This is a genomic window from Rhizobacter sp. Root1221, assembly GCF_001425785.1.
GTDB lineage: Bacteria > Pseudomonadota > Gammaproteobacteria > Burkholderiales > Burkholderiaceae_C > Rhizobacter.
In genome coordinates, this window is sequence record NZ_LMDI01000017.1 from 91512 (window position 1) to 104405 (window position 12894).

The window sequence follows — 12894 nt, forward strand, 5'->3', positions numbered from 1 at the left end:
TCATGCGTACCAAAGCCCTGTTCTCCACGCTTGCCCTCTCGTTCTGCTGCTTCGGTGCCCTCGCCGCGGAAGATGCGGGCGCCGAGGCGTCTGACGCCCCGGTCGAACAGTTGGACGACGCGCCCGTGTCCGGTGCGGCGGCGGACGGGCTGGGGAACTTCTGCTTCTTCGCCGGTGCACCGGTCGGGCGCGAGTACAAGGTGATTCGCCGCGTGGTGGCGGGCAAACAAACGTACGGGGGCGTGAAGGAAATGCTTCCGAAGCTCGCGGCCACCGCGAAGCGGCTCGGCGCCGATGCCGTGATCAACTACAGCGGCTCGCAGCGTTTCGGATTCTTCCCCTGGCGGATGGTGCGCCCGGTGGCACGAGGCGTCGCTGTCAAGTGGGTGGAGCCGGTGACGCAGGACTGCGCGGCGCTCGGTGGTTCCACGCTGAACGTGATCCTCGAGACGGACCGCGCGCCGTCGCAGGCAGCGCCGGCGGCCTCGTCGTCCAACTGACAGAGCAGCTCGCGGCTGCGCACCGGGCGGCACGGGGCGACTATCCGGCGGTGCCCGCCAGCAGCGCCGCGTTGCCGCCGGCCGCGGCGGTGTTGATGGTGACGGTCTGCTCCGCGCAGAACCGGAACAGGTAGTGCGGGCCACCGGCCTTCGGGCCGGTGCCTGACAGCCCCTCGCCACCGAACGGCTGCACGCCCACCACCGCGCCGATCATGTTGCGGTTCACGTACACGTTGCCGATGCGGGCGAGCGACGCCAGGCGCAGCGCGCGGGAGTCGATGCGGGTCTGCAGGCCGAGGGTGAGCCCGTAGCCGAGCGCGTTGATCTCGGCCAGCACGGCATCGGGCTCGCCCGACCAGCGCACCACGTGCAGCACCGGGCCGAAGATCTCTCCAGTCAGGTCCGAGACCTTCTCCACCTCGAACGCCACCGGCGCGACGAAGTTGCCGGCCGGGGCCGGCGCCCGGGCGATGAGCCGGGCGTGGGCTTCGAGGTGGCGCACCTGGGCGGCAATGCCGTCGCGCGCCTCGGTGTCGATCACGGGGCCCACGTCGGTGGCCAGCAGCGCCGGGTCGCCCACGGACAGTTCCTGCAACGCGCCACCGATCATGGCGATGACCGCGTCGGCGATGCCCTCGTGCACACACAACAGGCGCAGAGCGGAGCAGCGCTGGCCGGCGCTGCGGAAGGCGCTTTGCACCACCGCATCCACCACCTGTTCCGGCAGTGCGGTGCTGTCGACCACCATCGCGTTGATGCCACCGGTCTCGGCGATCAGCGGCACGATGGCGCCGTCCTTCGCGGCGAGTATCCGGTTGATGCCCTTTGCGACGGCGGTGGAACCGGTGAAACACACGCCGGCGGTGAGCGGGTGGGCCACCAGCGCGGCGCCCAGCGTGCGGCCCGGGCCGTGCTGCAGCACGACCGCATCGGCGGGCACGCCGGCCTCGTGGAGCAACGCCACGAAGCGCGCCGCCACCGCGGGGGTCTGCTCCGCGGGTTTGGCGGCCACGGTGTTGCCGGCCACCAGCGCGGCCACCACCTGGCCCGCGAAGATCGCGAGCGGGAAATTCCATGGGCTGATGCAGACGAACACCCCGCGGCCATGCAGGTGCAGCGTGTTGGTTTCGCCGGTGGGGCCGGGCAGGGCCCGGCTGGCCAGCGTGGTCTCGGCCTGGTCGGCGTAGTAGCGGCAGAAGTCGATGGCCTCGCGCACTTCGGCGATGCAGTCGCCGAGGGTCTTGTGGGCCTCTCGCACCAGCAGGCCGCAAAACTCGGGCAGGCGCATCTCGAGGGCATCGGCGGCGCGGCGCAGCACGGCGGCGCGCCCGGCGAGCGGCGTGGCGTTCCAGCGCGGGAAGCCGGCGTGCAGCGCGGCGAGTGCGTCGCCGACACGGTCCACCGCCGCCAATGCCACCGGCTCCACCCGCGTGCTGGCCACGGCGTGTTCGAACCGGTCTTGTTCGGCCGCCACGGCCAGGTCCGCACCGGCCGGGTTGCGCCGGCCCCGGTGGCCGTCCCAGCCGTACAAGGCCACGGGCAGTGGCAGGCCGCTGTCGGGCGACGGGTGCAGCGGCGACGCGAGCAGGGTGTCGATGGGCACCGCATCGTTGGTCAGTTGGTGCACGAACGAGGAATTGGCGCCGTTCTCCAGCAGGCGGCGCACGAGGTAGGCCAGCAGGTCGCGGTGTTCGCCCACCGGCGCGTACACCCGCACCGGCACGCCGGCATCGTGCATCACTTCGCGGTAGACGCCTTCTCCCATGCCGTGCAGCCGCTGCAGCTCGTACGCGGCGTTGCGGCCGCGGGCCATCGCCTGGATGGCGGCGATGGTGCCGGCGTTGTGGGTGGCGAACTGTGGGTAGAGGACGTCGGCGTGGCCGATCAGCGCACCGGCGCACGCGAGGTACGAGATGTCGGTGTGGTGCTTGTGGGTGTACACCGGGTACGCGGTCAGGCCCAGTTCCTGGGCGCGCTTGATCTCGCCGTCCCAGTACGCCCCCTTCACGAGCCGCACCATGAACCGCTGGCCGTTCGCACGGGCGATGCAGGCCACCTCGTCGATCACGTGGCGTGCGCGTGTCTGGTACGCCTGCACCGCCAGGCCGAAGCCGCGCCATGGCGGGAACTCGGCGGCCGCGCGTGACGCGAGGGCCTCGAAGGCGTCGAGCGACAGCTCCAGGCGGTCGCATTCCTCGGCGTCGATGGTCAGGTTGATGTCGGCGGCGGCAGCGGCTTCGACCAGTGTCCACACCCGTGGCAGCAGTGTGTCGCCCACCTGGGCGCGGTGTGCGTCCTCGTAGCGGGAGAAGAGGGCGCTCAGCTTGATCGAGATGCCGTCGGCCGCCTCGGGCCCCGCGCCGCGTGCCGACGCCGCGATGTGGCCGATGGCGTCGGCGTACGACGCCAGGTAGCGGCGCGCGTCGGCTTCGGTTCGGGCGCCTTCGCCGAGCATGTCGTAGCTGTAGCGCAACCCGGGGTGGGCGTGCCGCGCGGCGCCGGCTTCGTGCAGGGCTTCGCCGATGTGGCGGCCCAGCACGAACTGCTTGCCCATCAGCTGGATGGCCTGCACGGTGGCGGCCACCACCGTCTGCGCCCCGAGCCGCTTGAAGAGACCGGTGCCGCCTTCGCCGTCCGGCAGGAACCGCTTCGACAATGCGATGACACTCGACGACAGCCCCGAGACCACCTTGTGCGCGCTGGATGCCGGCGCGCCGAAGTCCGCCTTGCCCAGCTGGTCGGCCGTGAGGGCCACGGCGGTGGCCGCGTCGGGCACCCGCAGCAGCGCCTCGGCCAGGCGCATCAGTGCGAGGCCCTCGGGGCGGGAGATGGGGTAGTCGCGCAGCAGCGACTCCATGGCCCAGAACGGCGCCGGCTTCTCGCGCACGGCCTGCACCCAGGGCCAGGCCGTGGCCACCGCGTCGGGCCACGACAGGCTGTCGGGCAGGCGGGACACCAGGTCGGCCAGGACCGCCGATTCGTCGCGGTACGGGCTCGGCAGACGGTCCTGCACGCGGCGGGGTGCGAGGCGGAAGGCGGCGTGATCCATGGCGTTCACCGGAAGCGGTGGATCTGCCCATGGTAAGACCCGCCTGCCGGATGTGCGCGCCTCCCGCGAATGGATGGGTGCGTGGGCCACTTCCCGGTGCACCCGGCCAGACTGTCGGTAGACTGGTCGCATGGTCACCCGCAAGCTGCCCCCCTCGAAGGAAACCATCGCCGAGATGCCGCCGTTCGACGGCCTCCTGCTCGATCGCATCCACGTGCCCCGTTCGCCACAGGCCCTCGACGCCGCATGGTCCGACCTGGGGCGGTGCGCCTTCGTCGGGTTCGACACCGAATCGAAGCCCACCTTCACGGCCGGCGAGGTGTCGGGCGGGCCCGACGTGGTGCAGTTCGCCACGCCGTCGTCGGCCTGGGTGTTCCAGCTCCGGCATCCCGAATGCCATGACATCGTGCGCCGGGTGCTCGAATCCAACGACGTCGTGAAGGTGGGCTTCGGCCTGCAGTCCGATCACACGCAGCTGAAGGCGAGGCTCGGGGTGCTGGTGCGCCCGGTGCTGGACCTCGACATCGTGTTCCGCCAGCGCGGCTACCCGCGCACGATCGGCGTGCGCGGTGCCATGGCGGTGGCCGCCGGGCGTTGTTTCACGAAGTCGAAGCGGGTCACCACGTCCAACTGGTCCGTGGCCGAGCTGGAAGACCGGCAGCTGCGCTACGCCGCCAACGACGCGTTCGCGGCGCTCAAGGTGCTCGAGGCGCTGGCGCTGTCCGCCGACGAACTGCGGAGCTGGGTGGCCCGGCGCGGCTGAGAGGCTGAGCCGCTGATCACTCGCCGCGTGATGCGGCCTCGCGCAGCTTGTCCTTCTTGCTCTTGCGCTTGCCCTTCACGCCGCCGGTGGCCTGCGCCTCGGTGGCCACCTCGGTGGGCTCGAACCCCGCCACCTGCTCGCGCGGCACGCGGAACCCCTGGCGCTTCTCGATGAGGCGAAAGTGGGCCTCGGTGCCGGCGCTCACGAAGCTGATGGCCAGGCCCTCGGCACCGGCCCGCCCGGTGCGGCCGATGCGGTGCACGTGGTCGGCCGCCGAACGGGGCAGGTCGAAGTTCACCACCACCGGCAGGTCGTCGATGTGCAGGCCGCGCGACGCGATGTCGGTGGCCACCACCACCTGGCCGTGGCCGGCCTTGAAGTCGGCCAGCAGGCGCGTGCGGGCGCCCTGGCTCAGGTCGCCGTTGAACGCGGCGGCGCGGATGTCCTGGCGGCGCAGCTTCTCGGCGACGTGTTCGCTGGCGTATTGCGTGGCCACGAACACGAGCACGCGGTTCCAGCCGCCGTCGCGCACCAGGTGGGCGAGCAGCTGGGTGCGCCGTGCGGCATCCACCTCGATGGCACGCTGCTGGATGGCCGGCACGGCCTCGGGTTCGTCGGGGGCGTCGATGTGCACCGGGTCGTGCAGCAGCGAGTCGGCCAGCGCGAGCACCGCGGGCGGGAACGTGGCCGAGAACAGCAGGTTCTGCCGTTCCGGCGGCAGCAGGGCCAGCACGCGGCCCAGCTCGTCGGCGAACCCGGCGTCGAGCAGGCGGTCGGCCTCGTCGAGCACCAGCGCGGCCACCTGGGCGAGCGACAGCGCGTTGTGGTCCACCAGGTCGAGCAGGCGGCCGGGCGTGGCCACCACCACGTCGGCGCCACCGCGCAAGCCCATCATCTGCGGGTTGATCGACACCCCGCCGAAGAGGCAGGCCACCTTCGGCGGCTGGGCCAGCACGGGGGCGAGGTCTCGCACCACGTCGGCCACCTGCGCGGCCAGTTCGCGCGTGGGCACAAGCACGAGCACGGTGGCATGGCGGGTGGTGGTGCGTGGCGTGGCGGCCAGCCGCTGCAGCAGCGGCAGCACGAACGCCGCGGTCTTGCCCGAGCCGGTGCGGGCTGCGGCGCGCACGTCGCGCCCGCGCAAAACCGCGGGAATGGCCGCGGCCTGCACGGGCGTGGGGTCGGTGTAGCCGCGGGCGGCGGCGGCGTCGGTGAGCGCGGGGGCCAGCCCGAGGGCGGCGAAGGTGAGGGGAGCGGTCATTCAGTCGCGCGTGGCCCGGCGGCGCACGCAGGCGATGTACTGGTCGCCGTCGGGCGGCATGCCGCTGCGCTGGGATTCCCACATCATCTGGCCGAGGCACTCCATCACCTCGTGCTGGGCCTCGTGCGGCGACCCGCGGCGCGCGGCCAGCAGTTCGTACGCCTGCTTGATGCCACGCGGCTGGTCGATGCTGACCTGCTCGCTGATGGACAGGTGCATGGACAGGTGCAGGAACGGGTTCTCGCGGCCCTGGTCGGGGTCGTAGACGGCGGCCACCGCCGCGTCCGCGTCGGCGAAGTCGGGGTGGTATTCGGGGTGATCCGCGATCCAGTCGGCGGCCAGCGCCTCGAGGGGGGTGACGGGGCTGCCGTCGCGGTGCTTGCGGTAGGCGTCGCAGAAAAAGCGGCGCACGTCGTGCTGGGAGGGGGCAAACATGATCCCGCGATTGTCGCCTGTCACGGACGTGAGGCTGTGGTCCCCAAGGAAAGTCCTGCGTGAACGATCGTGCGAATTGCCTCCTCCTCAGTCTCGCGCGCTCTCGCCCGTCACTGGCTCCGGGTGCTGGCTGTCGGTGTGCCAGCCGGCCCGCTTGTGCCGGGCGCCGGCCTCGGCGCGTTCCTTGGCCCACTGCTGCTCCAGCTGCTGGCGCCCCTTTTTCGCGACGGCGATCAGCTTGTTCTGGTCGCCCTGGTGCGGGGTCATTTCCTCCAGCAGGTCGATGGTGTGGCGGCGAAAGCGCAAGGCGAGGTTGCGGGCCTGGTGGCGCTCGAAGCCCATGAGTTCCAGCACTGAGCGGGCGCTCATCAGCGCGGAGTCGAGGGTTTCCCGTTCGATGAGGGTCACGCCCCGCTGTCGCAGGCCGTAGTAGTGCGTCACGTTGCGGGCGCGGGCCACCACGGTCAATTGCGGGAAGTTCTGGCGCACCACGTCCGCGGCCTTCAGGCTCTGCTCCACGTCGTCGATGGCGAGCACGATGATGCGCGCCTTGTCGGCCCCGGCGGTGCGCAGCAGGTCGAGCCGGGTGGCGTCGCCGTAGAACGCCTTCATGCCGAAGCGGCGCAGCGTTTCCACCTGGTCGGCATCGTGTTCCAGCACGGTGACGTCGATGCCGTTGGCGTTCAGCATCCGGCCCACCACCTGGCCGTACCGGCCGAAGCCCGCGATGATCACCGGCGCATCCTGGGGCTCGTTCAGCTCCGGCAACGTGTTGCGCGTGGCGCGTGTCAGGCGGGGGATCCACCAGCGGTCGGCGGCCACCAGCATCAGCGGCGTGAGCAGCATCGACACGGCCACGGCCGCCACGAGCAGCGACGAGGTGGGCGCGTCGATCACCCCGGCTTGCTGCGCGGACTGGAACACCACGAAACCGAACTCGCCGCCCTGGGCCAGCAGGATGATGAACACGGGACGCTCCGGGGCGGGCAGTGGCATGGTGCGCGCCATGCCCCACAGCACCAGGGCCTTGGCGAGCAGGAACCCCACCACGATGGCCGCGATCAGGCCGGGTCGGGCGATCACCACGGCGAAGTCCACGCTCATGCCCACGGCGATGAAAAAGAGCCCGAGCAACAGGCCCTTGAAGGGTTCGATGTCGGTCTCGAGTTCACGCCGGTACTCGCTTTCCGCGAGCAGCACACCGGCGAGGAAGGCGCCAAGCGCCATCGACAGGCCCACGGCCTGCATCAGCGAGGCGGTGGCCACCACCAGCAGCAGTGCGGCGGCCGTGAAGATCTCCGGCGTGGCGCTGCGGGCGATCCAGCGGAGTGCCGGGCGCAGCAGCAGCCGGCCGCCCAGCACGATGGCGAAGATCATGCCGAGGGCCTTGCCGGCGGCGAGCCAGCCGTTGCCGTCGTGCGGGGCGTCGGCAGCCGTCACCGCCAGCAGCGGCACCAGCGCGAGGATGGGAATGGCCGCGATGTCCTGCAACAGCGCCACGCTCAGCAGGCTCTGCCCGCCAGACGTGGACATCAGGTTGCGTTCGTTCAGCACCCCGAGGCCGATCGCGGTGGATGACAGCGCCAGGCCCAGCGAGACCACGAGCGACAGCTGCCATGGCACGCCGAACGCCAGTGCGATGGCCACGATCAGCGCCGCTGAACCGGCCAGCTGCGCCGTGCCCCAGCCGAAGATGGGCTTGCGCAGGGCCCACAGCCGGCGCGGTTCCAGTTCGAGGCCCACCAGGAACAGCATCAGCACCACGCCGAACTCGGCGAAGTGGAGCATGTCCTGCGGGTCGGTCACGAGACGCAGCCCCCACGGGCCGATGGCGATGCCGGCCACGAGGTACCCGATGATCGACCCCAACCCGAGTTTCCTGGCGACGGGCACCGCCAGCACCGCCGCGCTCAGGTAGACGAGCGTGCCCGACAGCCAGTTGCTGTGTTCCATCGTCATGCACCTTCCTGCAATGCCAGGCTCGGCCGGGCGTTGTCGGGCACTTCGCAGGCGACGCAGTCGGCGAGGTCCTCGATCTCGGGCCAGTCGGGGTAGGTGCGGAGGCGATCGGTCAGGACCCCGGCGTGCGCGTCGAGTTCGGCGGTGGTGACCCGGTGGGCGCCGTGCAGCACCAGGGGCGGCAGGAAACGCATGCCACACAGCACGGCCGTTTGCTCGTAGGGCGGCAGGAAGGCGTCGAAGTGGTACCGGTTGTAGTCGGCGGGCCGGTAGGAGCTTTCGGGGCCGCCGGTGGACGCCACGAGCCACAGGTCCTTGCCCTGCAGCGCATGCCCGCCGTGGCCGTAGGCCCAGCCGAAGCCGAGCACCTCGTCGACCCACAGCTTCATCAGCGGCGGCATGTGGTACCACTGGATCGGGTGCTGCCAGACCACGAGCCGGGCCTGGGCAAGCGCCCGTTGTTCGGCCGCGACGTCGATCAGGTAGTCGGGGTAGAGCGCGTACAGGTCGCGCACCTCGGTGCGGTCCACGGCGGTGGCGGCGGCCATCAGCGCCCGGTTCACCCTCGAGTGTTCGAGGTGCGGGTGGGCGGTCAGGACCAGGATGTCTGCGGGCATTGGTACAACTCTCGATGAATCTGCGGCAATCGGGGGCGTGGGCCCGCTAACATAACCCAACCGCAAACAGGCCCAGCCTGCAGGAGCGTCGCATGCCCGTGATCGTGGTGGCCAATCCGAAAGGTGGCGTGGGAAAAAGCACGCTGTCGACCAACCTCGCAGGCTGGTTCGCCGCGGCGGGGCATCCCGTCATGCTCGGCGACGTGGACCGCCAGCAGTCCACCCGCACGTGGCTGTCGTTGCGGCCCCCGAACCTGCCTGCCATCCAGGGCTGGGACGTCGACCAGGACGACGTCGTGCGCCCGCCCAAGGGCACCACCCACGTGGTGCTCGACACGCCGGCCGGCCTGCACGGCAAGCGGCTTGACGCCGTGATGAAACTCGCCGACAAGGTGCTCGTGCCGCTGCAGCCGAGCCTCTTCGACATCCACGCCACCCACGCGTTCGTGCGCGAGCTGCAAGCCCACCGCCGGGGTGGCAAGGTCAAGATCGGCCTCATCGGCAACCGCACCCGCGAGGGCACCATCTCGGCCGACCAGCTGCACAAGTTCCTCGAAACCCTCGACGTGCCGCTGGTGGCTTTCCTCCGCGACACCCAGAACTACGTGCACCTCGCCGCCCGCGGCCTCACGTTGTGGGACGTGGCACCTGGCAGGGTGCAGCGGGATGTAGAACAATGGGTATCCCTCACCGATTGGATCGAGACCGAATGAAGACCTTCGACAAGATCACCGATTTGGAATCCCTGGTAGGCCAGGAGCTGGGTGTCAGCGAGTGGATCGTCATCGACCAGGAGCGCATCAACCTGTTCGCCCAGGCCTCCGGCGACCACCAGTGGATCCACCTCGACGCCGAGCGCGCGTCCAACGGCCCGTTCGGCACCACCATCGCCCACGGTTTCCTGACGCTGAGCCTGCTGCCCGAGTTGACCGCCAACGCGTTCAAGGTGCTCGACACCAAGATGGGCGTGAACTACGGCCTGAACAAAGTGCGCTTTCCGGCGCCGGTGCCCGTCGACAGCCGCGTGCGCGGCCGCTTCAAGCTGCTGTCGTACGAGCCCCTGGAAGGTGGCGCCCAGCTCACGATCGAGGCCACGATGGAACGCGAGAACGGCATCAAGCCGGTGTGCGTGGCCGAATCGCTGTCCCGCCGATATTGGTAGGGCCCCCGCGTCGCTTCGCTCCTGCCCCCCGGGAAGGGGGCGCCACGGGTCACCCGGGGGACCCGGGCTCGCGTGTAGCTTGATCGGTCGCTTCGCTGCGCTCGCTCTCCTGGCGTTCGCGACTCGGGGCATTGCTCGCTGCGCGTCGCTCGCCCTCTTTTCCCTGGGGCCCCCTTAAGAGGGGCGCGGGAGGGGGGTTCTTCATCGTACGATCCGAGATCGTGGCATCGATCCGCCTGGAGATGAAGAATGAAAGTGCTGCTGGTTGATGACCACCCCCTGATCCTGTCCGCCCTGCAGACCGTGATCCAAGGTCTCGGTGACCACGTCACCGTGGTTGGCGTTGGCAGCGCGCGCGCCGCGCGCGAGACGCTGCAGGCCGACAGCGACTTCGACCTGGTGCTCCTCGACCTGCAACTGGGCGACGCCGACGGGTTCGACCTGCTGGTCGAGTTCCGCGCCGCCTACCCGGCGCTGCCGGTGGTGGTGGTGTCCGCGTCCGACCGGGCCAGCGACGTGATCCGGTCCATCGACCAGGGCGCCATGGGTTTCGTGCCCAAGCGGGCCTCGAACGACACGCTGTTCGAGGCGCTGCACATGGTCATGTCCGGTGGCATCTACGTGCCGCCCATGAACATCGGCGCCGAAAACGGCTTCACGCGGCTCGACAGCCGCAACGACCTCAACGTCGTGGGCCGCGAAGCGGCCGGCAGCGAATTCCAGCAGCAGCCCAGCCTGGCGTCGCTGGGCCTCACCCCGCGCCAGACCGACGTGCTCGCGCTGCTGCTGCAGGGCAACCCCAACAAGCTGATCGCCCGTGAGCTGGGCCTCTCGGTCGAAACCGTGAAGGACCACGTGGCCGCGGTGCTGCGGGCGCTCGGAGTCAGTTCCCGCACGCAGGCCGTCCTGGCCGTGAGCCAGATGAGCCAGAAGCACGGTGGATTCTCCACTTGGCGCAGCAGCACCTCCCGATGATGACGGCACCGTCCCCCACCGAACGCAATCCCCTCGCGGCTCCCACCCCGGCAGAGGCCGCTTCCGCCGCCGCTGAAAACGCCTCGGCACTGAAAACCTTGCTCGAAGACCAGGCCTCGGCCGAACGGGTCGAGAACATCTATTCGTACCTTCCCACCACCCAGGCCGCCACCGCCGCCGGGGCCGGCGTGGTGACGGTGCTGTACTGGGAGCACGTGCCCCACGCGGGGCTGCTCACCTGGCTGGGCCTGCTGGTGCTGCTGGGCCTGGCCCGCACCTTCATGTACCGGTCGTTCTGGCGCGAGCGCCCCACCGACCAGTCGCGGCTGCTGAAGTACTACCAGGGTTGGCGCTACAGCACGCTGGCCGCTGGCGTGCTGTGGGGGGCGGCCGCCTGGTTCTTCTACAAGTACGGCGGGGTCACCGAGAAGGTGGGCCTGATCCTCACCATCTACAGCTTCTGCATGGCCGCCATGCAGATCCTCTCGCCGCAGCACCACACGTTCTATGAGTTCTGCGTGCTGGCCCTCGTGCCGCTGGTGGTGAAGGTGGCCTGGCCCGGCACCTTCGAGGACCTGTTCCTCGCCGGCGTGCTGGTGTTCATCTTCGGCATCACCGTGTCGTTGAGCCGCCTGTACCGCAAGAACTTCGAGGGGCTCCTGCAGATCAAGGTGCGGGCCGACCAGCTGCTCGTGCAGCTGCGGGCCGAAAAGGCCGCGGCCGACCAGGCCCGCCAGGAGGCGGAGGTGGCCAACCGCGCCAAGACCCAGTTCTTTGCCGCGGCCAGCCATGACCTGCGCCAGCCACTCCATGCGATGGGCCTCTTTGCCGAAGCGCTGCGCCAGCGCAGCCACGACGAGGAAGTGACGAGCCTCGTGACCAGCATCAACGGCTCGGTCGATGCGCTCGAGGGCCTGTTCTCGGAACTGCTCGACATCACCAAGATCGACACCGGTGGCGTGGACGTCACACCCGAGCACTTCAACATCGGCGACATCTTCCGCAAGCTGCGCCTGCACTTCGAGCCCACCGCGTTCGAGAAGGGCTTGGCGTTGCGCTTCCGTGGCGAGAGTCACAACGTGTACGCCGACCCCACGCTGGTGGAGCGCATCCTGCGCAACCTCGTGTCGAACGCCATCCGCTACACCAACGACGGCAGCATCCTCGTGAGCTGCCGCCGCCGCAGCGGCCGCATGATCCTGCAGGTGTGGGACACGGGCGTGGGCATTCGTGAACGCGAGCAGACGCGCATCTTCGAAGAGTTCTACCAGGTGCCGCATACCGAGGTGCTCTCGCCGCAGCAGCGCAAGGGCCTCGGCCTCGGCCTGGCCATCGTCAAGCGCCTGTCCGACCTGATCAACGCGCCGCTGGACCTGCGCTCGCAACCGGGCCGGGGCACCGTGTTCTCGCTGACGCTGCCGCCGGGCAAGGCCCCGCGCACGCAGTCGCTGTCCGGCGTGGCCGGCAAGGCGCCGTTGGGCCTCACGCTCGACCAGAAGTTCATCGTGGTGGTCGAAGACGAACCGGCCGTGCGCGGTGGCCTCGAGGTGCTGCTCAAGGGGTGGGGTGCCACCGTGGCCACGTTCGAAACGGTGGAAGCCAGCCGCAACTGGGCGTCGGCTGCTGCACCGGACGTGAAGGCGCCTGACCTGCTGGTGGTGGACTACCGACTGGAGCATGGCAGCACCGGGCTCGATGCCATCCAGGCCCTGCGCGGGCGTTTCGGTCCGCAAGTGCCCGCCATCATGGTGACGGGCAGCACGATGAGCGGGTTGGAGGCCGATGCGCAGGCGCATGATTTCCACTTGCTGGTGAAGCCGGTGGTGCCCAACAAGCTTCGGGCCATGATTGGCTTCAAGCTCGGCGTGAGACGTTAGCCCCCCAGTCGCTTCGCTCCTGCCCCCGAGGGGCGCCCGCGGTCGCCCGGGGGACCCGGGCTCGGCGGTAGCTTGATCTGCGGCGTCGCTTCGCTCGCCTTCCTGGCGTTCGCGGTGCGGGGCGTTGCTCGCTTCGCTCGCTCGCCCAACATCACCTTGTCGTTCCGGCGAAGGCCGGGACCCATTGGGCCGGTGGGCCCCGACTTTCGTCGGGGTGAGTGCGCCCACGATGGCGCGTACCAGCGCGGTGCAAGTCCGCGTCGGGGTAAGTCACAGCCCCGAAGCCGAAGGTAACT

At 69.9% G+C, this 12894-nt stretch carries 11 protein-coding genes; 6 read left to right on the forward strand and 5 right to left on the reverse strand.

The window, feature by feature from the left end; genetic code table 11:
- The first annotated feature begins 2 nt into the window (after nt 1-2).
- Complete coding sequence (locus ASC87_RS14280) at nt 3-500, forward strand: hypothetical protein (RefSeq protein WP_056662879.1); 498 nt, start codon at nt 3-5, stop codon at nt 498-500.
- Between the two features lie 40 nt (nt 501-540).
- Here ASC87_RS14280 and ASC87_RS14285 read toward each other — a convergent pair whose 3' ends face one another.
- On the reverse strand, nt 541-3549 hold the full coding sequence (locus tag ASC87_RS14285) for an L-glutamate gamma-semialdehyde dehydrogenase (protein WP_056662882.1): 3009 nt from the start codon (nt 3547-3549) through the stop codon (nt 541-543).
- A 130-nt stretch (nt 3550-3679) separates the two neighbouring features.
- On the opposite strand from ASC87_RS14285, the gene ASC87_RS14290 reads away from it, so the two are divergent.
- On the forward strand, nt 3680-4312 hold the full coding sequence (locus ASC87_RS14290; protein ID WP_056662886.1) for a 3'-5' exonuclease: 633 nt from the start codon (nt 3680-3682) through the stop codon (nt 4310-4312).
- A 16-nt stretch (nt 4313-4328) separates the two neighbouring features.
- Here ASC87_RS14290 and ASC87_RS14295 read toward each other — a convergent pair whose 3' ends face one another.
- From ASC87_RS14295 to ASC87_RS14310, 4 genes are all read right to left on the reverse strand, one after another.
- Nucleotides 4329-5573, reverse strand: a complete 1245-nt coding sequence (locus ASC87_RS14295) for a DEAD/DEAH box helicase (protein WP_056662888.1) — start codon at nt 5571-5573, stop codon at nt 4329-4331.
- Complete coding sequence (locus ASC87_RS14300; RefSeq protein ID WP_056662916.1) at nt 5574-6008, reverse strand: DUF1841 family protein; 435 nt, start codon at nt 6006-6008, stop codon at nt 5574-5576.
- An 87-nt stretch (nt 6009-6095) separates the two neighbouring features.
- Complete coding sequence (kefC, locus tag ASC87_RS14305) at nt 6096-7961, reverse strand: glutathione-regulated potassium-efflux system protein KefC (RefSeq protein WP_056662891.1); 1866 nt, start codon at nt 7959-7961, stop codon at nt 6096-6098.
- 2 nt (nt 7962-7963) lie between these two features.
- Nucleotides 7964-8584 (reverse strand): NAD(P)H-dependent oxidoreductase, encoded by a 621-nt coding sequence (locus tag ASC87_RS14310; RefSeq protein ID WP_056662894.1) that lies wholly within the window; start codon nt 8582-8584, stop codon nt 7964-7966.
- 92 nt (nt 8585-8676) lie between these two features.
- Here ASC87_RS14310 and ASC87_RS14315 point away from each other — a divergent pair, with 92 nt between their 5' ends.
- The 4 genes from ASC87_RS14315 (at nt 8677) to ASC87_RS14330 (ending at nt 12598) form a co-directional block, all read left to right on the forward strand.
- Nucleotides 8677-9297 carry a ParA family protein gene (locus tag ASC87_RS14315; RefSeq protein WP_056662897.1) on the forward strand — a complete coding sequence of 207 codons (621 nt, stop codon included), beginning with the start codon at nt 8677-8679 and terminating at the stop codon, nt 9295-9297.
- Nucleotides 9294-9746 (forward strand): MaoC family dehydratase, encoded by a 453-nt coding sequence (locus ASC87_RS14320; RefSeq protein WP_056662900.1) that lies wholly within the window; start codon nt 9294-9296, stop codon nt 9744-9746. The genes ASC87_RS14315 and ASC87_RS14320 overlap by 4 nt, the downstream gene beginning before the upstream one ends.
- A gap of 249 nt (nt 9747-9995) precedes the next feature.
- On the forward strand, nt 9996-10721 hold the full coding sequence (locus tag ASC87_RS14325) for a response regulator transcription factor (RefSeq protein ID WP_056662903.1): 726 nt from the start codon (nt 9996-9998) through the stop codon (nt 10719-10721).
- Complete coding sequence (locus ASC87_RS14330) at nt 10721-12598, forward strand: ATP-binding protein (RefSeq protein ID WP_082568631.1); 1878 nt, start codon at nt 10721-10723, stop codon at nt 12596-12598. Before ASC87_RS14325 ends, ASC87_RS14330 begins: the two co-directional genes overlap by 1 nt.
- The last annotated feature ends 296 nt before the right edge of the window (nt 12599-12894 follow it).